The sequence below is a fragment of the Myxococcus sp. AM011 genome (genome assembly GCF_013372595.1).
Taxonomy (GTDB): Bacteria; Myxococcota; Myxococcia; order Myxococcales; family Myxococcaceae; genus Myxococcus; species Myxococcus eversor.
In genome coordinates this window covers 16,985-39,172 of sequence record NZ_JABXEM010000077.1, presented here as the reverse complement: position 1 = coordinate 39,172, position 22,188 = coordinate 16,985, and the positions used below count along the sequence as shown (strand labels likewise).

Annotated in this window: 13 protein-coding genes and 1 pseudogene; 6 read left to right on the top strand and 8 right to left on the bottom strand. The window is 69.0% G+C overall.

Translation table 11 applies throughout. From position 1 onward, the window contains the following. Positions 1-487 (top strand): annotated as a pseudogene (locus tag HUW62_RS18065) (cell wall protein); the annotation flags it as partial. A gap of 161 nt (positions 488-648) precedes the next feature. Here HUW62_RS18065 and HUW62_RS18055 read toward each other — a convergent pair. Both HUW62_RS18055 and HUW62_RS18050 read right to left on the bottom strand, forming a co-directional pair. Then, positions 649-825: a hypothetical protein gene (locus HUW62_RS18055; protein ID WP_163861274.1), complete on the bottom strand. Its 177-nt coding sequence runs from the start codon at positions 823-825 to the stop codon at positions 649-651. Between the two features lie 41 nt (positions 826-866). Beyond that, on the bottom strand, positions 867-1,139 hold the full coding sequence (locus tag HUW62_RS18050) for a hypothetical protein (protein ID WP_163861271.1): 273 nt from the start codon (positions 1,137-1,139) through the stop codon (positions 867-869). Positions 1,140-1,447: 308 nt separating this feature from the next. Between HUW62_RS18050 and HUW62_RS18045 the strand changes: the two genes are divergently transcribed. Together HUW62_RS18045 and HUW62_RS18040 are read left to right on the top strand one after the other, a co-directional pair. Next, positions 1,448-2,326 (top strand): S9 family peptidase, encoded by an 879-nt coding sequence (locus HUW62_RS18045; protein ID WP_163861268.1) that lies wholly within the window; start codon positions 1,448-1,450, stop codon positions 2,324-2,326. Between the two features lie 238 nt (positions 2,327-2,564). Further along, positions 2,565-3,908 carry a S9 family peptidase gene (locus HUW62_RS18040; protein WP_176435124.1) on the top strand — a complete coding sequence of 448 codons (1,344 nt, stop codon included), beginning with the start codon at positions 2,565-2,567 and terminating at the stop codon, positions 3,906-3,908. Between the two features lie 62 nt (positions 3,909-3,970). Here the strand turns inward: HUW62_RS18040 and HUW62_RS18035 are convergent, their stop codons facing one another. From HUW62_RS18035 to HUW62_RS18010, 6 genes are all read right to left on the bottom strand, one after another. Continuing rightward, positions 3,971-4,768: an outer membrane beta-barrel protein gene (locus HUW62_RS18035; protein WP_163861262.1), complete on the bottom strand. Its 798-nt coding sequence runs from the start codon at positions 4,766-4,768 to the stop codon at positions 3,971-3,973. A gap of 170 nt (positions 4,769-4,938) precedes the next feature. Then, positions 4,939-6,015 (bottom strand): NADH:flavin oxidoreductase, encoded by a 1,077-nt coding sequence (locus HUW62_RS18030; RefSeq protein ID WP_163861259.1) that lies wholly within the window; start codon positions 6,013-6,015, stop codon positions 4,939-4,941. Positions 6,016-6,171: 156 nt separating this feature from the next. Further along, positions 6,172-7,266: a fatty acid desaturase gene (locus HUW62_RS18025; RefSeq protein ID WP_163861254.1), complete on the bottom strand. Its 1,095-nt coding sequence runs from the start codon at positions 7,264-7,266 to the stop codon at positions 6,172-6,174. Between the two features lie 25 nt (positions 7,267-7,291). Continuing rightward, complete coding sequence (locus tag HUW62_RS18020; protein WP_176435123.1) at positions 7,292-13,900, bottom strand: type I polyketide synthase; 6,609 nt, start codon at positions 13,898-13,900, stop codon at positions 7,292-7,294. 24 nt (positions 13,901-13,924) lie between these two features. Further along, a complete protein-coding gene (locus HUW62_RS18015) occupies positions 13,925-15,421 on the bottom strand; it encodes an SDR family oxidoreductase (RefSeq protein ID WP_176435122.1) in 1,497 nt (498 codons plus the stop codon). Positions 15,422-15,846: 425 nt separating this feature from the next. Further along, positions 15,847-16,269, bottom strand: a complete 423-nt coding sequence (locus HUW62_RS18010) for a YciI family protein (RefSeq protein WP_163861247.1) — start codon at positions 16,267-16,269, stop codon at positions 15,847-15,849. Between the two features lie 302 nt (positions 16,270-16,571). Here HUW62_RS18010 and HUW62_RS18005 point away from each other — a divergent pair, with 302 nt between their 5' ends. From HUW62_RS18005 to HUW62_RS17995, 3 genes are all read left to right on the top strand, one after another. Continuing rightward, positions 16,572-18,407 carry a glycosyl hydrolase family 18 protein gene (locus tag HUW62_RS18005; protein ID WP_176435121.1) on the top strand — a complete coding sequence of 612 codons (1,836 nt, stop codon included), beginning with the start codon at positions 16,572-16,574 and terminating at the stop codon, positions 18,405-18,407. 74 nt (positions 18,408-18,481) lie between these two features. Beyond that, the gene (locus HUW62_RS18000) at positions 18,482-21,541 is read left to right on the top strand and encodes a DEAD/DEAH box helicase (RefSeq protein WP_176435120.1); all 3,060 of its coding nucleotides are present in this window, start codon (positions 18,482-18,484) and stop codon (positions 21,539-21,541) included. 155 nt (positions 21,542-21,696) lie between these two features. Next, entirely contained in the window at positions 21,697-22,131 is a 435-nt protein-coding gene (locus tag HUW62_RS17995; RefSeq protein WP_163861238.1) for a hypothetical protein, read from the top strand. Positions 22,132-22,188: the final 57 nt, after the last annotated feature.

Genomic DNA, 22,188 nt, shown 5'->3' with positions numbered 1-22,188 from the left:
GCCCTACTCCGCCCCCTCCGTCCCCGTGCGGAAGAAGGCCCCCGCTCCGCCGCCCGAGCCTGAAATCCAGGCCGTCGTCGAGCAGCCCGTGGCCTGCGCAGTCATCGGGTGTCGACAGCCCGTCCGCACGCTCGGCTATTGCTCGGCGCACTACCAGAAGCGTCGGCAGATGGTGGCCACGGGCCGGCTCCACGCCGCCTGGGTCGAGCACGCCGCGCCCCACTCCATTCCGGATGTCATCCTGTCTCGCCGTCGTCGCTCGGAGAGCGCGGCGGAGACGCCCGCGCGCGCCGCGACGCCCACTCCGACCGGCCCCCGCGTCTGGGTCCGCAAGAAGGGCCAGACGCAGTCCGTGGGTCCCCAGGGTGAAGAAGGCCCGTCCGCGCCGTCCATCCTCCCCACCCTCCGCCCGGCCGAGGGCGCCGATGCGGCGGACACGGTGAAGCGCTGGGCCGCGGAGTTCCTCGCGACCAAGCGTCGCAACTGAAGCCAGCCCCCAGCCCCCCGCGCTGTACCCGGTGATACGTCCCTCGCTTCGCGAGTCGGGACGCCCGAGGGAAGCGCGGGGGTCATGGGTTCATCCAGGAGCGACTCCCGCCCTGGATGAACCCAATCACAGCCAGGACACCGTGCGAAGGATTGCCCCGCTCAGTAACGAGCCTGGAGCATCACCGTCGCTCCGTAGGTGTTCGCATCCTTGAAGACAGGCACCGCCACGCCGGTGTCATCGTCGACGAACTCCGTCTTGTTCGGGTCATTCACGTAGGCGAACTCCGCCACGACGCCGGCCACCGTGCCCAGGTCCCAGCGCACCGTGGCCTTCAAGGTCAGCGCGGCCCTCCGGTCCTCGCCTGTCGGGAGGATCCTCAGCTGATTGGGTCCCACGAGCACCAGTTCGCGGCTTCGGCGGCGCGGGCCTGCTGGGTGCTCTTCCGAGGGGGCATCGCTTCAGCGGACTCGAGGTCCTGAGAGACGAGGCTGCCTTCCAGTGACGCCGAAGCCGCGAACCCCGGGGCATACGTCTCGACCGTGAAGGACCGCTCGAAGAAGGCCGGGTCCCCCCGATAGAGCGACAGGTCCACGTTGCCGCCAATGGATGGACCCTGGTGCCACAGGGCTCGCAGGGAGACCCCGCGCATGTGCCTGGGCAACTCCACGACTCCCCAGGGACGCAGTCCCTTCCTCCAGGGGACCTCGTCGCGCTTCACCCGGGGTCGCCCGAACACCTCGACTGACATTCCGCCTCGCGAAACAATGACATCCATGTTTCGCGACGCGGAACAAAACGAGGAAAAACATAACAGTACGAAAAATCAGATAGACGAGGAGACATCCTCGGAGTCTTAATCGTGAGGACGGGGCCGCCTGTGAATGCAGTGCTGGCTCACGTCGGTCCGGAGCCCGAAGCCCCGGACCTGAAGTCCCACGTCACCCACGAGGAGAAGTCATGAAGCAGACAGAGCTGACCTTCCGTCTTGGATTGCTCCTGACCCTGGCCTGGACGTCCTCAGCAGGAGCGCAGTCCCTGAGCAGCTTCACGGCGACGTACCGGGGCGGAGGCACTTCGCTGTGCGGCTCCACGTACAACCTCCGCGGCCAGGAGCCGTCGGCCTCGGGCAAGTACCCCGTGTTCATCTACACGGTGGGCACCACGGAGCCGTACGAGCACTCCTCGGCGCTGGCCGCCGTGGAGGAGATGGCGTCGCGCGGCTATGTCGCCGCCACCGTCGAGTACGACAACGGGACGTTCGGCACCTGCTCCTCCATGGCCACCCGCTCCAAGTGCATCTATGACGGGAGCCGGTCCACCAGCGCCGTCGGTACGCTGTGTGCCCGCGCCAAGGCGGACTGCTCCAAGGGCATCGTCGTGGCGGGCTTCAGCCAGGGCTCCATCATGGCCATCCTCGCCAAGAACCATGACTCGAGAGTCCAAGCCGCCTACGGCCTGGGCGCGGGCGTCCAATATTCCATCTACAACCTGAGCTCCTGCGTGGCCAACGGCAACCGCGCGCTGCCGAGCAACCGCCTGCGCATCATCAACGGCGAGCAGGACATCTTCGTCGGCCCCACCGAGTCCTCCGTCCGCGCTCAAAACACGGAGACGACAGGCCAGTCCTGCCCCCTGGCGACGTCCTGCTTCCAGAGCAACAACAGCGGCTGGTACATCATCAAGGACATCCAGCTCGGAGACCTCAACGCGGACCACTGCTACATGCGCACGGGGGGCTGCACCGGGCTCTTCCTCGACTCGACCTGGCGCACCGGCACCGCGCCCTGGTCCCTGCGGACCAACCTGAACTGGCTGACCCAGTTCACCACGCCATAGCCCCGCGCCTGGCGCGGGCCTCCTTGACAATCGCGCGGACCAATCGCACGATTCAATCGATGGAGTAACACATCCTGAAGGACCCTGGGGAAGGCACGGGACGCTCCGTGCTCTTCCCGCCGCCACATGTGCTTTTCGACGCCCTGTCGCCCTCGCGTCTGTGATTTCGGGTCGCGATGACAGAATTAAAAGGGACGGGTGTTCCAGCCTCCAAATCCTGAACAGGAGGCAGCACACCATGGGTTTCAGCTTGAATCGCCGTTCCCTGCTCCATGCGGGCCTGGGGCTCACCGGAGGGTTCGCGCTCTTGCGCGCCAACTCCTCGCTCGCGGCGCCAGCTCCCGGCCAGGCGCCGTCACCCGGCGCCCAGGAGCCCTCGCGGCCCTGGTATGAGCTGGGATTGCTGTCGGACCCCATCATGGAGAACCAGCTCCTGCACTTCCTGGCCGCGACGTACAGCGCCCAGGCGGATATCGGAGAGGTGCTGGACACCGCCAGCCGCATCCACCCCGAGGACGAATGGAGCTGGCCCACCGAGTGGGTCAGCACGGCGGACCGCCTCCGGGCCATGGGGGACGCGAGCCTCACCCGCCGTCACTCCCGCAGCGCGGGCAACGCCTACCTGCGCGCGGCCAACTACTATCGCGCGGCGCTCATCCACCACCCGGAGCCGGGACACCCCAGCGTGCTGGCCACGGGGCGCAAGGCCGTGGACACCTACGACAAGGCCCTGAGGCTGCTCGAGATTCCGGCGACGCCCGTGCGGATTCCCTACGAGAACACCACCCTCCCCGGCTACTTCTTCCGCGCTCCACATACGCGCGGAGATGCGCCGCTGCTCATCTTCCAGCAGGGCCGCGACGCGTGGCCGGAGGAGTCCAAGTATGTGATTGATGACGCCCTCGCGCGGGGCTACCACTGCCTCATCGTCCACGCGCCGGGTCAGGGCATGGCCGTCCGGGCGCAACACCTGACGTTCCGGCCCGACTGGGAGAAGGTCATCACGCCCGTGGTCAACTTCGCCGTGCGAATCTCCGGCGTGGACTCGCGGAGGCTCGCGCTGCTGGGCTGGAGCATGGGCGGGGCGCTGGTGCCACGCGCGGCGGCCTTCGAGCGGCGCCTGAAGATTCTCATCCCCAACCCGGGCGTCCTCGACTGGGGCAAGTCGCAGTTCGACAACTTCAACGGCTACTTCCCCGACATCATGAAGCTGCTCGACACGGACCCGGCCGCGTTCGACGCGGCGCTCTACGAGCTCATGTCGCAGGTCTTCCTGTACCGCTGGTACATGCGCGACGCCATGTCCAAGCACGGCGCCAGCTCACCGTCGGACCTGCTCTTCAAGCTGCGGGAGTTCACCAACGTGCCGGTCGTCCACCGCATCCGCTGCCGCACGCTCGTCATGGACGGCACCGCGGAAGCGTACTCGGGGGCCCAGGCGAAACAGCTCTACGACGCGCTGACGTGCCCCAAGGACTACCTGCTCTTCACGGAGGAGGACACGGGACTCCTGCACTGCCAGGAGGCCGCTCAGGCCGTCGCCAATCACCGCATGTTCGACTGGCTCGACGAGTACATCTGACGGCCGCGCTCCAGACAGCGGAACGTCGGGCCGGTGCATCCCGGCCCGACGTCTCACGACGACTAGAAGCGGTACTGCGCGCGGACGCCGCCGTAGATGAAGCCGTGGATCTTCTTCGTCTCCAGGTCGTCGGTCTCCTCGAGGTCCTCGAGGCCGGGGATGTCCACGCTCGTCTCGAAGGACGTCGTGACGGACGAGTACTGGCCCGCGGTGACGGTGGCGAACGGACCCACCGAGAACTTCGGGGTGATGCGGTAGTCGAGGCCCACCTGGGCGGCGATGAACTCGAAGCCCTTCACGGAGACCTTGGCGGTGGCGGACTCACCACTCTCCTCGGCCTTGACGGACTGGTTGAGGAACTCGTAGCCGACACCCAGGCTCACCCAGGGGTCGATCTTGGGCGTGACGTTGAGGTGGTAGGCCACGTTGACGCCCAGGCGGAGCTGGCTCGCGCTGCAGCTGATACCGGTGTCGTTGCAGTTGCTGGACTCGTCCTTCAGGCTCACGATGCCGTACTGGAAGGTCGCGCCCAGGTACACGTTGGGGTTGAAGAAGTAGCCCGCCTCCAACTGAATCGGGATGACGCCGGAGACCAGGTCCCCCAGCTTGTTCTCGTCGTCATCGTCCGGCGCCGGCGAGCCGAGCTGGCCGTACGGGGCGCCGTATCCAACCCCCAGGCCCAGCGCGAACCCCTTGCCGCCGCCCTTGTCCTCCGAGGCCTCCTCGCTGGCATAGCCTTCGTCGGAGTAACCCTCCTGGCCGTTGTCGTCCTGCAGGCGGTAGGTGTCACCGGCCAGCGCGGGAGAGGCGGCAAGGGCGAAGGACAGCGAGCACAGCATCCACTGGGTGCGGCTTTTCATGACGAAGGTCCTGAAAGAAGAAGTGAGGTGTTCGGCCCCACACCATCAAGTTGTCGGGCGCCCATTAGGACGCACGACCTCGTCATATATTTAAAGTCTCGATGAGACAAAAAACGGGGTTCCAGGAGACCCGGGGCCCCGGAAGCCAGGGCCTCCCGCCGGCGCCGCCCTTATGGGACGACGAAGTTCTTCCAGGCGCGCAGGTAGTCGACGAAGCCCGCTGACGCCCCTTCCCGCCGCAGCACCTCCGCGGGGATGGGGGCGCGCTGGATGGCGTCGCCCCGGCGGACACGCTCGGGCCAGTCATGGTTGGCGATGGCGGAGCGACCCAGGGCCACCGCATCCGCGCCGAGCGCCAGTTGCGCCTCGGCGTCCTCCTTCGTCCAGATGTTCCCCGCCACGACAATCTTGACCCGCGGAGGCACCGCCGCGCGGAACAGTGTCGTCGCGTGCTCCTGCGGCCGCTTGTGGGTGTTGAGCGCGGAGCGCCAGAGGGACAGGTGGAGGACGTCCATGCCCTCCTGGGCGAGCATCCGCGCGACTTCAATCGTCTCGTCCAGGTCCAGGCCCTTGGCCTGCCCGAAGTCCTCGGGAGACAGGCGCACGGCGAGAACCAGTCCGGGCGCCGCGCGACGGACGGCGGCCAGCGTCTCGCGGATGAGCCTGGAGCGATTCTCCAGCGAGCCGCCCCAGCGGTCCTCTCGACGGTTGTACGTGGTGCTCAGGAACTGCGACAGCAGGTATCCATGCGCGCCGTGGAGCTCCACGCCGTCGAAGCCCGCCTGCGCGCAGCGGCGCGCCGCGCTCGCGAAGGCCTCGATGGCGCCCTGGATATCCTCCTCCGTCCCCGCCCTGCAGCGGTCCGCCTCTTCCGTGTGAGCGCTCGCGCTCCAGCGCGTCAGGCCGCTGACGGCGGGGTCGGCTCGCAGCCCCCCGTGGAAGAGCTGCGCGGACAGGAGCGCGCCGCCCTGGTGGATTCGCTCGGCCAGCCTGCGCAAGCCCGGCAGCATCGCGTCGTCGTGCACGCCCAGCTCGCCCGGCCAGGCCTTGCCGTCCTGCTCCACGTGCGCAGCGCAGGTCTCCAGCAGCCCGAAGCCCCCGTCCGCGCGCCGTGACAGGAAGTGGAGTTCGTCATCGGACAGCGTGCCGTCCGCATGGCTCTGCTGGTTCGTGAGGGGCGCGAGCCAGATGCGGTTGCGCGCGACGACATTCTCACGGAGCGCCAGGGGGTCGAAAAGTCCTGCCATGTGGGTGCATCTCCCGCGAAGGGCCAGAGGGGGCTGGGCGCTCGGATGCCTCGACGGCGCTGGCGTCGCGCGCTCCGGGCGATTTTCCCCCCGGCCCTGCACGGCGGGCGAAGGGCGCCTCGGAGCAGCGCATCGGGTCCGAGGCGCCCCCTTTTTTCACGACATGGCCTGCCCGGGAGAGTCGAGTCGCCTGCGCAGCTCCTCCGTGCTCACGGCGGGAGTGCCGTCCCTGCCCACCAGCACGGTGCCGTCCGTGGGCGAGTACAGCGCCGGGCGCGAGTACAGGGTGCGCAGGGCGTGGACATGGGGAAAGACGGCGGACGCCTCCGGCTTGAGCTCCCGCAGCCGTTGCCGCAACAGCGGCGCGAAGCGGGGGCTCATGGCCGGGAAGATGTGGTGCTCCTGGTGGTAGCTGAAGTTGAGGTGGGCCCAGTCCATCAGCGGGTGGGTCTCCACGCTCGCGGTGTTCACGAAGGGGTTGTCACTGTCCTCGGACGCAGGCAGGAGCCAGTGGTTGGTGGCGATGTAGATCATCAGCGTGACATTGGCGACGAGCAGGGGGATGACGAGCGCGAACAGCGCGCCTCGCGGCCCCATGGCGAAGCCCAGCGCGAGCCAGCCCGCCGTGACGAGCACCGTGAGGATTCGCTCCTTCACGAGGTTCATGCGGACGTGCCGGAACTGGGGCTGGCGGATGTGGTGCCACAGGAACGCCTGGCCCTGCGCGGTGAAGAACAGGCCGAAGCTGACGTAGCTGACCCAGGTGCCCGAACCCGGCGAAATCGCATGGAACAACCGCGCGAACCGCTGGGTGCTCAGGTCCTGCTGACGCGGGAGGATGTCCGGGTCTCTCTGGTGGATGTTCGCGGCGCTGTGGTGCGCCTGGACATGCCACGCACGCCAGTTGCCCGGCGTGACGAGGAACGGGCCGAAGCCCGCCCACCCGAGGACCTCCTCCCAGCGTCGGCTGCGGAAGACCGCGTGGTGCAGCGCCTCGTGCGCGGCCAGCCCCACGGTGGTGACCATCTGCCCGAGCAGGAACGAGAGCGGCAGACAGAGCCACCAGGGCAGTCCGCCCCAGCCCAGCAGGCCGGTGAGCCCCATCATCACTGGCACCAGCGCCAGCGCGATGACACCACGATGAGGCTGTGGCTCGAAGGATTCGGGAGGCATCACCCGACGCAACTCCGCGCGGAGCGGCTTCGGGTCATCGATGGGCAGGGATGCCGTCGACAGTGCGGTGGAGTTCATTGTGTTCACCCGATGGAGAGAGGGTTCAAGCCATGGGACGCGCGAGGCCGCCCTCGAGCAGCATTCGCAAGCGCCCCGCCTCGTCGACCGCCGCGACGGTGCCGCACTGGAGGATGTCCCCGTCCAGCCGGGGACTCAGCGCCTTCAATGACAGCCGCAGCGGTCCATCCGTCCTGCCCACCAGCCCGCGGTCGAAGGTGGCTCGCTCGAACTGGATGGGCGCGAAGACGGCGCTCGACACTCCATCCACATGCATCGCGCTCAGTCGCAGCGCCGCGTCCAGGACGAGCGCGGGCACGGTGGCCCCCGCCTCTTCTCGCCGCGCGGGGAGCCCCAGCCTCGCGAAGCGCGCCGAGTGCTCCAGGCGGATGTCCTCCAGGCAGTCGAACATCTTCCGCAGTTCGATGGGTCCGCCCCGCGCGCAGTGGGGGTCCTCCGCGAGGAGGCCGCGTCCCGAGGGTGTCGCGGCGTCGAGCCCCGGCGTGCCCTGGGGCGGCTGGGCCGACAACGTGAAGCGCGCCTCCGCGAAGACGAGGTCTCGTTCGAGCACCACGCCGGAGGCATGGACGATGTCGCCCAGCAGCTTCACTCGCACGCAGTGACGGCCAGGCTCGTCGGTGAGCTGGGTGCACTCGGCCCGCAGGTCCTGACGTCCCCCGGTCTTCACGCGGATGAAGCGGGAGAACCGCACGTCTTCGATGGTGACGGTGCGAAGCTCCGGTCGCCCGTCGCCCAGCGCGGCATGCAGCATCAAGTCCAGCGCCCAGGCCCCCGGCAGCGTGGGCGTGCCCCGGACGAGGTGGTCCTCCAGGCATGGCACGCTGGCGGCATCGACCACGAGGTCTCTCAACACGGCGGAAGGCTCCGTCGCTGGCGGGGGCTCCGCGGGCAGAACCTCCAGGCCGTAGTAGGAGCGCTCGCTCTCCGTGAGCTGCACGTGGATGGACTCGCGCGGAGTGCCCTCGAGGAGTTGGAGGAACAGCGCTTCGCCCTCCTCCGCGCGAATCCCGCGCAGCTTCCTGCTGGCGCCGAGCACGCGATACTCGGAGCCTCGGGTCATCCCGATTCCGTCCCAGGCCAGCCACCCCACGCTGCACCAGGGCGTCCCGGGATTGGCGTCAGTGGCCCAGGCGCACAGGCGGTCCAGCGCCTCGTTCGCCGCGCCGTAGTCCGCCTGTCCGTCATTGCCGATGAAGCTGAACGCGGACGTGAGGACATGGAACGGCACGGGACGCGCGAAGCGGCTCGCGCAGGCGGCGTGCAGGTTGCGAAGCCCGAGCAGCTTCGTGTCCAGGTTCGTGCGAAGCTCCGCGAGACGCCGACGGTTGAGCTTCTTGGACGTCTGCGTGCCCGCTCCGTGGACCACCAGGTCCAGGCGCCGGTGCTCTCGAGTGAGCTCGTCCATCACCCGTGCCACGTCTCCCGGGCTCGTGACGTCCGCGACGCGGTAGACCATGCGTCCTGGCAGCTTCGCGAGGCCCACCAGCGTGGACCGCAGCTCCCGGACCGCGAGGTATCGCTCGAAGCGTGCTCGCAGCTCGGGCATCCGCGTGCCCGGCTTCGCCGCCAGCTCCGAGGCGTAGAACTCCCGCTCCACCCCGGGAAGCTGGTCCTCCGGGGCGTGCAGCACCCGCTCGGGCGCGGCTTCCGGGTCGCTGCGTCCCAGGAGCACCACCGTGCAGCCGTACCGCTTCAGGAGTGCCCCGGCGAGCACCGCCGTGACACCTCGCCCGCCTCCCGTCAGCAACACCACGGAGCTGGAATCGAGTGTGGATGAGCCAGGCACCGGAGGGGCGGTGGGACGGAGTCGGCGGACACACCGAGCCTCTCCGTCGAAGCAGACCTCGACCGAGGGGGTGCCTTCCTCCTCCGAGTCCAACTCGGCCAGGGCCTGCGCCAGGGCCTCGGGCAGGCTCCGCCGTGAGGTCGCGATGGCGCGAACGTTTCGCGCCGGGACTTCACGAGCGACGGACTTGAGCATCCCGGCGAACAGACCGGTCATCGGGTGCAGGACGCGCCCGGGGCCCACGCCTCCCACGCACACGCTCGCCAGCGTGACTTCTCCCGTGAGGAGCGGCTCGTAGGAGCGACGGGCGGCGAGGAAGAGCAACTCCAGCGCCTCGTGGCGCAGCGCCGTGTCGGAGACCACCTCGGCCTCGCGCGCATGCGGCTCGATTCGACTGACGGCGAGGATGAGCTGGGGTGAGAAGCCCAACGCCTCCAGCGCCGCGTCGGCCGTCTCCTCGCGGGTCAGGTCGATGCCGCGAACCTGTCCCGCTGACTTCGCTTCGCCCGCGAAGAGCACGAGGTGGTCAGGCCCGAACAGCCGGCGTGCATGAGGCTCCAGTTCGTGAGCCAGCGCTTCGTCCTCCGCGATGACGAGGACGCGACGCACGTCGCGACGCGTGGGCCGCGTTGACCGCACGGGGTGCTCGACGAGCACGGGCGAGTAATAGCCGATGGGCGCACTGTGGTCGAAGCCGCTGGATGCCTCTTCGGCGGCGACCTCCTTCGGCTCCGCGTGACGCGAGTCCGGAGAGGCCATCCTCTTCTCGGTTCCCAGTCCCACGGGTTGGGTGGTGGACCGAGGCTGAAGCCCACGCTCCGGCCGCGCGGCCCCTTCCGGCAGGAGCTGAAGCTCCAGTCGGACACCGCTCGCGGCTTCCGGATGGAACCGCAGCGTGGCGGGACGTCCTTCGGCGGCTGCCCGCACCGCTCGGAGGACTTCCAAGCTTTCGCGCGCAGAGTGTGGCGGCAGCACATGGCCGGCCCCCGTTCGTGAGTCCGTGGCCTCCGACATCTGGAGGCGGCACAGCACCTTCAGACCTCGCCGCGCGGCTTTCTCGGCGGTGGTGACCGCCAACAACATCAAGCCCTCCTCCGGTTGAGACCCACTCGCGACAGCCCCAGGGCGGAGCACATGCGCCCCACCCACGAGCACCAGCTCGAAGCCCGTCTCCAACACCCCTCGCGCGGCCTTCAGCGCGGCGGCCAGCGAAGCCCCTCCGGCATCGACCACGAAGTTGGGGCCCTTCACATCCAGCGCTCCCGCCACGCGCCCCGGCGTGACGTTCGCCATCATCCCTTGCAGCGTGTAGGGCCCCGAGGGACGCAGCGTCCCCAGCACCACGTCATGGAAGCGCTCCGCCAGCGGCAACAACGCCGCCTGCTCCGGAGCCCTCAGGACGCGCTCTCTCAGCTTGCGACGCGTGGACGCGGCCAACACGCGCTGGATGGCCTCCACGCCTCTGCGCGTCTTCCCTTCGAGGCCGAGCACGAGGGCCGTTCCCGCGCGAAGTCCATCGAAGCCCTCCAGCTTCTGGACGAGCGCACTGGCGGCCGTGAGCGCGAGCCCCTGCGTCAGGTCCATGTCCTCGGCGATGTCCGGCAACAGCCTCAGCGAGGACGGCAGCCTGAAGGCCGCGGCGTCGAAGCGTGCTCCCACCTCGGACGGCACACCGACACCCGGCAGGCCGCTCGAATCCGGGAACACCCCCTCGGCGGCCACCACCACCAGCTCACCACTCGGCCCCGCCCGCTTCGAGGCGCTCGGTGCACGAAGCCCACTTCGAGGCTCCGCCACCCGCTCACCGCGCTGGCCCGCCCGTGCCGAGGCGCTCGGCGCGACACGCCCACCCCGATACTCCTCGAGCACCAAGTGCGCGTTGGTTCCCCCGAAGCCAAAGCCGTTCGTGGCGGCACGGCGAGGATGCTCGCCATTCTCGGGCCAGGGCTGCTCGCTCAGGCTCACCTCGAAGTCGGGGCCCAGCGCGCGCAGCTCCGCGCCAGGTCGCTCGAAGTTCGCCTGCCTTGGAATGAGTCGGTGCTCCAGCGCCTTGCACAACTTGATGACCGAGGCCGCGCCCGCCGCCCAGCCCACGTGGCCAATCAGCGCCTTCACGCTCGCGAGCTGGATGCCCTCGCGCCTGCCGCCGAAGACCTTCGCAATCGACTTCAGCTCGGTGGCATCCCCCGCCGGCGTGGCCGTGCCGTGGGCCTCCAGGTACTGGATGGTGGCCGGGTCGATGTCCGCCGCCGCGTAGCACGCCTTCATCGCGGACACCTGGCCCTCGACGCGCGGAACGTTCGCCGAGCTGCTGCGCCCATCACTGGACAGCCCCGTGCCCCGGACGATGGCCCGCACCGGAAGCCCCGCGGAGAGCGCGTCCGGCAGCCGCATCAGCCCCACGACGCCCGCGCCCTCTCCGAAGATGACTCCATCCGCCCGCTCATCGAACGGACGACTCCCGGTCCCCGAGAGCCCGTTGAACTGGGAGAAGAGACAACTGTTGCCAGGGCCCGGCGAGAAGACTCCGCCGGCCAGCACCAGGTCCGCATCCCCCTGCTGAAGCGACTTCATCCCCAGCGCGATGGCATAGAGCGAGGACGCGCACGCGGCATCGAGCAACACCGTGGAGACACCCCGTCCCACGACGTCCGTCACCACCGCCTGAAGCGTGGGATGCGGCGCCAGCTCGGAAGACCGCGTCTCCACTCCCATCACCGAACGCGCCGCCTGTGACAGCAACGCGAGGTCGGCCCCGTGCATCCCGTTCGCTCGGAGGAGGGCCTCTCCCGCTTCCAGGCTGAGCGCCGCGTCGTACTCGGACGACCCTTCCGCCGTGGAGCCGAGAAGACACTGGATGCGCTCGGGCGAGCGTGTGGCGATGCCCTCCAGCCCTGTCATTCCCTGCGCGAGCGCGATGGCCAGGAGCTTCTGCTCCCGGACGTACCGGTGGAAGCGCGCGGGGTCGACACCTCGCGGAGCCACCAGGTCCGCGTCTCGCACCGCGCCCGTGAGGAGCGTGTAGGCGCGGTCCGGCGTCCCCGTGGGACCCACGAAGTCGGTGACCAGGGAAGGCTCGCTCGCGCCCGGGTCGACGATGCCGCTCACCCCCTGACGGATGTTCCGCCAGTAGGCTTCCGGGTCCGACGCTCCACCCGGAAACAGACACCCGAGCGAGACGATGGCGACCTCCGGCACTTCCTCCGCCGCATCACCACGAGCCGGCACCACGGGGGCCGAGCCCGCCGGCGGAGTCCTGCCCTCACCCTTCCCGAGCGACGGCACCACGAAGGCCGCCTCCGAGGGCAGCAACCCGGCGATGGCGCTCAGCTCGGTGACAGCGGTCGCCGGGAGGATGCGCTGAACGATGCGCGCCAGTCGCCCCTCCGTCCCACAGTCCAGGAAGCGCGTGCAACCCGAGCGCGACAACCACTCCACCGCGCCCTGGAAGTCGAAGGGGTGGACCAGGTGAGAAGCAAGCGCATTTGCCAACTCGCCCGGCCCCCCTGAGTACACCCTTCGCTCGATCGGCGAGTAGATGGGTCCTCGCGGTGGCCGCATCTCGACGCGCGCGAGCGCCGCACGAAACGCCTCCGCCGCGCTCCGCAGCCCTGGATGGTGGAACGGATACCGGCTGGCCACGAACGTGAAGCCCTGTCCCCGCTGCTCCAGGTGTGAACGGAGCCGCTCCAATTCCGCGCGCGCCCCCGCCACCACGGTCTGCTTCGCGTGGTTGCGACCCGCGATGACCAGCCCAGCCGCGCCGCACTCGGCGAGGGTCCGCGACGCCTCCGCCTCCCCCAACGCAACCGCGGCGAGCGTTCCCAGGTCGTCCGACACCGACTGGAGCGCCTGGCTGCGCAGGCACACCACTTCCGCGCCACCCCGCACATCCAGCGCCCCCGCCGCCGTCATCGCGGCGATCTCCCCGAAGCTGTGCCCCACGAAGATGTCGGGAGCCCGGCCCTCGCGCATCAGCCACCGCGCCCCGAGCACTCCCGACAAGAAGATGCCGAGCTGGTCCAACCGGGGCGACTGCTCCAGCACCCGCCGCACCTCGTCCGCGTCACGGGCCGCGAGCAAGGGCCCCACCTCGAACCCGTACCGCCGCGCCACGTCCTCCACTGCCGCGAGTTCATCGCGCAGCTCCGGCTGAAGGAGCAGCAGTCGCGCGAACAACCCAGGCTCGAACGAGCCCTGCCCCGCGAACAGGAACGCGGTGGCACCGACAGGCAGCCCCAAGGCCGCCGCCTCCTTCGGAGTGGTGCGCACCGGCGCCATCGCCTCCACCAACCGAGCCGACCCCAACGCGGTCGGGTCCGCGAGGAGCTGCCTCGCCAGTCCCCGGACGCTCTCCGAGAACAGCTCCGACATGGCGGTGCCGCCCTTGAGCGCGCGCTCCCGGAAGCTCAGCGTCGCGGCGGGCTCGAACATGTCGGCCAGGGACTCGAAGCACGGGCGGAACGAGTCGGGGAACGGGCAGAGCGCTCCGGTCTCCTTGTCGGCGCAGAGCACCGTCTGGTAGCCGCAGGCCACGGGCGTTCCGTCCTGCTTCAACGTCCGGAAGCAGAAGCGGACCGACACCTCGCCCCGCTCCTCGAACGACGTCAGCACCACCAGCCGGTCGCCCAGGTTCGCGGGCGCGAGGTTGCGCGAGTACCCCTCATACGTGAGCAGGAGAACGCGCTCGAAGTCGCGGCGGAACTCGGGCACCTCGAAGAAGTGGGGCCCGAAGAGCAGGTGCTCTCGGCCCGCGCACTGGAACTTGAAGTTGGTGAGGAAGTGATGGCTCCCGTAGGCCATCGTGTCATCGAAGTGGATGACGTACGGGACAGCGAAGTAACCCATGGCGTTCTCCCCGTTCGAAGGTGTTCAGGAATCCAGGGCGAGCAGCGCCCGCACGTCGTGTCCGTTGGAAGGCCGCTGCCCGACGGGCAACAGGCCATCCACCGTGCTGGAGAGCCCGCCGTCCACCACCCAGATGGCGCCGTTCACCCGCTGCGTCTTCGGCCCCAGGAGCAGCTCCGTCACGTCCGCGACGTCATCCGCCGTGCAGAGCTGCCCACCGGGCGTGGCCGACTCCCAGCGCGTAACGCGCCCAGGAGCGTTGGGGAACATCCCCAGCAACTCTCCGTGCACCGGCCCGGCCGACACGCAGTTGGTGCGAATGCCCTCGGGCGCCAGCTCGGCGGACAGGTAGCGCGTGAGGGACTCGACTCCGGCCTTCACCACGCCCTGGCAGCCCAGGTCATGCATGTACCGCTGGGACATGGACGTGGACATCGTGACGATGGCCCCGCCTCCCCGCCGTGCCATCAACGGCCGCGCCCGCATGGCGCACTCGTAGGTGCCGGTGACGCAGGTGCGGAACGCCTTGTCCCAGTCGCGCGGAGAAATCCGGTCGAACGGCCCAATCAGGCCGTTGGACGCGTTGCACACCAGGAAGTCCAGACCGCCGAACTGCTCACCAATGGAGGCGAACAGCCGCTCCAGGTGCTCCTCCTGCGCGACGGAGCCCCACAGGTGCAGCGCCTTGCCCCCCGCCGCGACAATCTCCTGGGCCGTCCGCTCCCCTTCGTCTCGGGAATGGAACGAGTTCACCACCACTGTCGCTCCCGCGCTGGCCAGCCGCATGGCGATGACCTTGCCGATGCCCTTGCCCGAGCCCGTGACGAGCGCGACCTTCCCTTCGAAGGGCAGCCGGGCCACGGAGGGCGGAGGCGCGGCACGCACCGGCTGCTCCACCTCGCGTCGAGGCGCGCTCACCGCCCCACGCGACATGCGAATCGCCTCGCACAGCGCGGAGAGCGTGCGCAGCCGCTGGGAGGGCTTCGGCCCCACCTCCAGCCCCAGCTCCTTGACGAGCACCGCCATCACCTCCGCCTGCTTGACGGAGTCGATGCCCAGTTCGTCCTCCAGGTCCGCCTCCAGCGTCAGCAGCTCCAGGGGATACCGGGTGACACGAGCGAACACGGAGCGCACCTGGGCCTCCAGGTCCGACGACGCAGCGGGCGAGGAAGACACCTCGCGCGGGTGGGTGGCGCGCTCTCCCGACAAGGGGGCGACCACGGGCGCCGCGACGGGAGCAGGCGCTGCTTCCGCCAACAACTCCACCACGCGCTCGGAGATGGCGCCCAGCGTGCGCGCCTTCGAGCCACGCGGCAGCCGGTCCACCGGGAGGTTGAATTCCCGCGCGACGACGGCGGCAATCTCGGCGAGCTTCACCGAGTCGATGCCCAGCTCGTCCTCGAGGTGGGCCTCCGCGGTGAGGATATCGAGCGGATACCGCGTGACGCTCGCCGCACAACGACGAATCTGCTCCAGGACCTGCGCAAGCGAACGGGTGCCCTGCTGGAATGACGGGGACATTCTGAACCCTCACAATTCATGAACCGCATGGAGATGAATGAGCCACGTGCGTTGTGCACCAGGGGTCTGACATTGCCTCGCGACCTGTCTCGCGCGGCGCAAAAGGCAGACATGAATCGACACGCATGGGAATAATCCACGCACGCGCGAGGCAACGAACGAACGTTTTCGGGAATGCGCCAGCCCGTGGAATACACACACAAGGGGCTCACCCAGACGCACCTCCGCCGTGGGCAAGGAATGCCAGGCGAAGTGCGACAGGCGGTCATCAAAAACAAACGTCACGTGAACCGGGGGCTCACGCGCTCAGCTTCCACTGCGGCATGGAGAAATGCCATACACGCCGAGGTGGTGATGTCACGCACGGGCCCCGCACCCGATGGGGCCGCGTGCGTTCCGCGGGGTGTGGGAGAGGGCTGGGGCGCCTAGCTCTTCGAGACCTGCTCACGCAGACGCTCTTCCTGCGCACGCAGCTCGGGCGTGAACTCCGCGCCGAAGTCCTCCATCTCGAACACCTGACGGAGTTCGATTTCCGACTCGCCGGGCATCGGGTTCGGACAGCGCTTCACCCACTCGATGGCCTCTTCCTTCGACTTCACCTGCCACAGCCAGAAGCCGGCCACCAACTCCTTGGTCTCCGCGAAGGGGCCGTCAATCACGGTCCGGCTCGTGCCGGAGAAGCGCACCCGCACGCCCTTGGAGCTGGGGTGGAGTCCCTCGCCCGCGAGCATGATTCCCGCCTTCACCAGCTCCTCGTTGTACTTCCCCATCTCGGTCAGCATCTTCTCGTTCGGCGGCGCGCCCGTTTCCGAGTCCTTCGTCGCCTTGACCAGCACCATGAATCGCATGTCGTTCTCCTTCAGGTTCCTGGGGTTCGTACGTGCCCGTTGTCCCGGGCTCTACTCCTTCGTCGAACAGACTCGCGGGAGATCGACACGGCCTTTTTATTTTCCGAAGGCCATCGTCAACCCCGCGAAATGACAGGCGGCCCTTGCCCCTCACCCCGGAAAATGGGGCGCACCCCGCCAGAAATCACGGAGCCGGTCGCTCGCCCGGTCCTCTGGCGCGCAGGAAAAACGTAAAGCTTGAATGACCCGAAAAATGGGGTGGCCCTCTCTCTTCGGTTTCCCCCAGCCGAAAGGCAGACGCCATGCAGCTTCCAGGACACCTCCCCCGGGCGGCACTCACCGCCCTGGTGGCCTTCGTCACCCTGCTCAGCACCCTGCTTCCCACGTCCGCGTTCGCGGCGGACCGGGGGGCATGGGCCCCCAACACGCAGTACACCGTGGGCGACATCGCCTCCTATGGAGGCAAGGCCTACGACTGCCGTCAGTCCCATTATTCCCTCGTGGGCTGGGAACCGCCCAACGTCCTGGCCTTGTGGCTGGAACGTACGGGGAATCCGCAGCCCGACACGCAGCTCCCATCCACACCCGCTTCACTCACCTCCACCGCGAAGACCTTCGACAGCGTGTCGCTGACCTGGGGCGCGTCCACGGACAACGTCGGCGTCACCGGCTACGAGGTCTTCACCAACGGAAGCACCACCGCCTCCGCGTCCACGGCAGGGGCCACCAGCGTCACCGTGACGGGCCTCGCGGAGAACACCACGTACACCTTCACCGTGAAGGCGCGTGACGCCGCGGGCAACCGCTCCACCGCGAGCACCGCGCACAGCGTGACGACGTCGCCCCGTCCGGCGAACGACACGGTGGCGCCCTCCACTCCCGCCAACCTCGCCTCCACCGGCGTGAGCGCCGGCAGCGTGTCGCTGTCCTGGGGCGCGTCCACGGACAACGTGGGCGTCACCGGTTACGAGGTCTTCGTCAATGGCGGCGCGTCCGCGTCCGCCACCACCTCCGGCTCCACCAGCGTCACGGTGACGGGGCTGGCCGCGAACACGACGTACACGTTCACCGCGAAGGCGCGTGACGCCGCGGGCAACCGCTCCTCGGCGAGCAACAGCATTTCCGCGACGACGACGGGGACGCAGCCGGTGGGCAACAAGCTCCTGGTCGGCTACTGGCACAACTTCGACAACGGCTCGACGAACATCCGGCTGCGCGACATCTCCGCGAAGTTCAACGTCATCCAGGTCGCGTTCGCCGAGCCCGTGGGCGGCGCCGGCTCCGGCAACATGGCCTTCACGCCGTACAACTCCAGCGTCGCGGACTTCAAGGCGGACGTCGCCCTGCTCAAGAGCCAGGGGCGCAAGGTGCTCATCTCCATCGGCGGAGCCAACGGCACCGTGCACCTGGATGACGCCGCCGCCCGGCAGAACTTCGTCACCACCATGCAGGGCCTCATCGACACCTATGGCTTCGACGGGTTCGACCTGGACCTGGAGGGCAGCTCGCTGTCGCTCAATGGCGGCGACACGGACTTCCGCAACCCCACCACGCCGCGAATCACGAACCTCATCCAGGCCACCCGCCAGTTGCTCAACCAGAACGGCTCCGGCTTCGTCCTGACGATGGCGCCGGAGACGGCCTATGTGCAGGGTGGCATGGCGGCCTACGGCGGCCCCTGGGGTGCGTATCTGCCCGTCATCTACTCGCTGCGCGACAGGCTCACGTACCTGCATGTGCAGCACTACAACACCGGGACTGTCACGGCGCTCGACGGCCGGGCCTACGCGCAGAGCACGCCGGACTTCCACGTCGCCATGGCGGAGATGCTGCTGCGCGGCTTCCCCGTGGGCGGCAACAGCAGCGCGATGTTCCCCGCGCTCCGGCCTGACCAGATTCTCATCGGCCTGCCCTCTTCGCCGCAGGCGGCGGGCGGCGGGTACACCACGCCGGCCAACGTGCACAAGGCGCTCGACTACCTCATCAAGGGCCAGTCGTTCGGTGGGACCTACGTCCTGCGCAACACCGCGGGCTACCCCGGCTTCAAGGGCCTGATGACCTGGTCCATCAACTGGGACAAGTTCACCCACTTCGAGTTCTCCAACAGCCACCGCGCGTACCTGGACACCTACCCGTAGCCACGCCCCTACAGGCCCGGCGCAGGCGAGCATTGCGCCGGGTCCGCCAACGGAGCTAGGGAGGCGGTCCCCGTATGTCCGCGACCGCCGACCTGCTCGAAACCATCCAGGAGGAAGCGCGCCCGGAGACCTGGTCCGCCGGCATGGGCCTCGCTCGTGCCGGCGCCGTCTCGGTGCAGTCCGTCGGTGAAGAGGAGACGGTGCTGCGCGTGCGCGCCACCGGTCGCCCCGCGCCGGTGACGACCGTCCTCTATCCCGAGGACGAAATCTGGGAGTGCGACTGCAAGGGGAAGGCGGACCCGTGCGAGCACGTGGTGGCCGCCGCCCTCTTCCTCCACCACTCCACGCAGAAGGGCGCGCCGCCCCGCGCCGCCGCGTCCGCGCCTCCCCGAACACAGGCTCCGTCCGCGCCGCCCCGGACGCAGGCTCCGTCCGCGCCTCCTCGCATGCAGGCGCCGTCCGCCCCGCGCCCTGGCGCCGCGCCGAAGCCGGAGCGGATGGTGTACCGCTTCAAGCGCGTGGACGGTGGACTCCAACTCGAGCGGCTGGTGGTCCGGCCCGACAACACCGCGCGACTCCTGGCGCGCAGCCTGTCCTCGCTGCTGACGAACCCCGTGGAGGCCGCTCGCATCCAGGTGGAGCCGTGCGACCGCGTCGCCGATGCGCTGCTCGCGAAGCCCACGCGAGGCGCGCTGCCTCCGGAGCGACTGGAGGCGCTGCTGCGCGCGCTGGAGCCGGCGCGCACGGTGCTCTTCGACGGAAACCTGGTCTCGATATCCAGCGAGCTGCTCCTGCCTCGCGTCACGGTGGAGGACCGGGGCGAGCAGACGGTGCTGAAGGTGGATAGAGATCCACGCGCCACCGAAGTCGTCAGCGCTGGCGTCGCGGTGGGCGGGGGCATCCTCTTCCGCATGGGCGAGCAGTCGCTCACCGGCTCGCGGCTGGAGAACCTGCCCCAGGAGCGCGTCTTCTCGCCCGACCAGATGGGCGACCTCACCGGCAAGGTGCTGCCGGAGATGGCCCGGCGCCTGCCCGTGGACGTGAAGAGCCAGCGGCTGCCCCGCATCGACCGCACGCTCAAGCCGCGCATCTCACTGGAGCTGGACGCGCTGGGCACGGGACTCTCCGTGCTGCCCACGCTCGTGTACGGCTCACCGCCCACGGTGCGCATCGACAACGGGCGCATGGTGTACCTCACCGGCGCGGTGCCCGTGCGCAACGAGACCGCCGAGCAGCAGCTCATCCACGGCCTGCGCGACGAGCTGAACATGGTCCCCGGTCGCCGGGTGACGGTGCAGGGCCAGGAGGCCTTGCAGCTCGCCGACAAGCTGCGGCGCTGGCGCGGCGGACTCACCGGGGATGCGGCGCGCTTCGTCAGCCCGGACGTGAAGCTGCGCCCCATGCTCGACGTGAAGGCGGGGACCACCGAGGCGGGTGCCCCGCGCGTGGACTTCGCCTTCGACTTCCAGGTGGAGGGCGCGGGCCCGGATGCGCCGCGCACGGTGGACGCGGGCGCGGTGATGAAGGCGTGGGAGGAGGGGCTGGGCCTCGTGCCTCTTCAGGGGGGTGGTTGGGCGCCGCTGCCCACCGCGTGGCTGAAGTCGCATGGCCAGCGCGTGACGGACTTGCTGGCGGCGCGCGGCTCGGATGGACGGCTCGCCAACCACGCCATCCCCCAGCTCACCGACCTGTGCGAGGCGCTGGAGCATCCGTCCCCGCCCGGCCTGGAGCGGCTGGCGCCCCTGGTGCAGGGCTTCGAGAAGCTCCCCGACCCGAGGCTCCCGGCGGACCTCACTGCGACGCTGCGGCCGTACCAGCTCCAGGGCGTGAGCTGGCTCACCTTCTTGCGTCAGGCGGGCCTGGGCGGCGTGCTCGCGGACGACATGGGCCTGGGAAAGACGCTGCAGACCATCTGCATGGTGGGCAAGGGCACGCTCGTCGTCGCGCCCACCAGCGTGCTCCCCAACTGGCACGCGGAGGTGAAGCGCTTCCGTCCCTCGTTGAAGGTGTCCGTGTACCACGGCCCCGGACGCTCGCTGGACGAGACGGCCGACGTGACGCTCACCACCTACGCGCTGATGCGCCTGGACGCGGAGGTCCTCGGCGCGAAGACGTGGGACATGGTGGTGCTCGACGAGGCCCAGGCCATCAAGAATCCCGACAGCCAGGTGGCGCGCGCGGCGTACGGGCTGGAGGCGACCTTCCGCCTGGCGCTCAGCGGCACGCCCATCGAGAACCGGCTCGAGGAGCTGTGGAGCCTGATGCACTTCACCAACCAGGGGCTGCTCGGCGGGCGCAAGGAGTTCGAGGAGCGCTGGGCCCGTCCCGTCGGTGACAACCACAAGGGCGCCGCCGAGCGACTGCGCGCGCGCATCCGTCCCTTCGTGCTGCGCAGGCTCAAGCGGGACGTGGCCCCGGAGCTTCCGCCGCGCACCGAGTCCGTGCGTCACGTCACGCTCAGCGAGCATGAGCGCGCCGTCTACGACGCGGTGTACTCCGCCACCCGCGAGGAGGTGGTGTCCCAGTTGGAGGCGGGCGGCAGCGTGCTCAAGGCGCTGGAGGCACTGCTGCGGCTGCGTCAGGCGGCGTGCCATCCCGCGCTCGTCCCGGGGCAGCACGCGAAGACGTCGTCGAAGGTCCAGGCGCTCCTGGAGGCGCTCGGCACGGCGGTGGAGGACGGACACAAGGCGCTCGTCTTCTCGCAGTGGACGTCCATGCTGGACCTCATCGAGCCGGCGCTGAAGGAAGCGGACATCGGCTTCATCCGGCTGGACGGCAGCACGTCCAATCGCGGCGCCGTGGCGGAGTCCTTCCAGGACCCGAAGGGTCCGCCGGTGATGCTCATCTCGCTGAAGGCGGGCGCCACGGGCCTGAATCTCACGGCGGCGGACCACGTGTTCCTGGTGGACCCTTGGTGGAACCCCTCCGTGGAGAACCAGGCCGCGGACCGCGCGCATCGCATCGGCCAGCAGCGCCCCGTCATGGTTTACCGCCTGGTGTCCCAGGGCACGGTGGAGGAGAAGATCCTCACGCTCCAGGACAAGAAGCGCGCGCTGTTCGAGTCGGCGCTGGGTGGAGGCGCCTCGGGTGGCGCCGCCATCACCCGCGCGGACCTGATGCAGTTGCTCGACTGACGGAGCGCGGTGCCCCAAGAGCTGGCACCGCGCGAGCGCCCTCCCTCTTCGCCTCATCGATAACCATGGGTGATTGATTGTCGTTCGATTAGTTCCCACTGGGATTCATGGAGGCCCGGTACGGTGTCCGGAGCACGAAGGAAGAAGGGGGCATCATGAAGTCCCTGCAGGCACTGGTCGCCGCCGCGCTCTTCAGCGTCATCGTCAATCCACTGAGTGCGGAGCTGGCCCGCCTCTTCTCGGACATCGGCTCAGAGGACCGGGGCGCCATGTTCACGCTCGTCCCGTACGTCGCCGTCCCACTGGTTTGCCTTGTCGCCTTGGGTGTCGTTCTCGCATACGGAGTGCCCAGGACGCCCCCGGTGACCTGGGGGCTCATCACCGGTGCTGTCAGTGCGCCCGTGCTGATCCTCGCCGGACAGGTTTTTGTCTGGAGCAATCTGGACGCGGATGCCCAGGCGGCCGTTGCCCTCATCTTCATGCCCATCTATGCGACCTTGGCTTCGGGGGTCCTGGCGCTGGTCTCTATTTTCCTCCGCTGGGTGGGAGGGCGTTTCCTAGGCACAACCCGCCGGACTCGGCACGTGTAGGGCGAGTACTCCTGGCGGGCAACCCCATGGCCTCAACCACGGGCTCCGTCGGTTGGA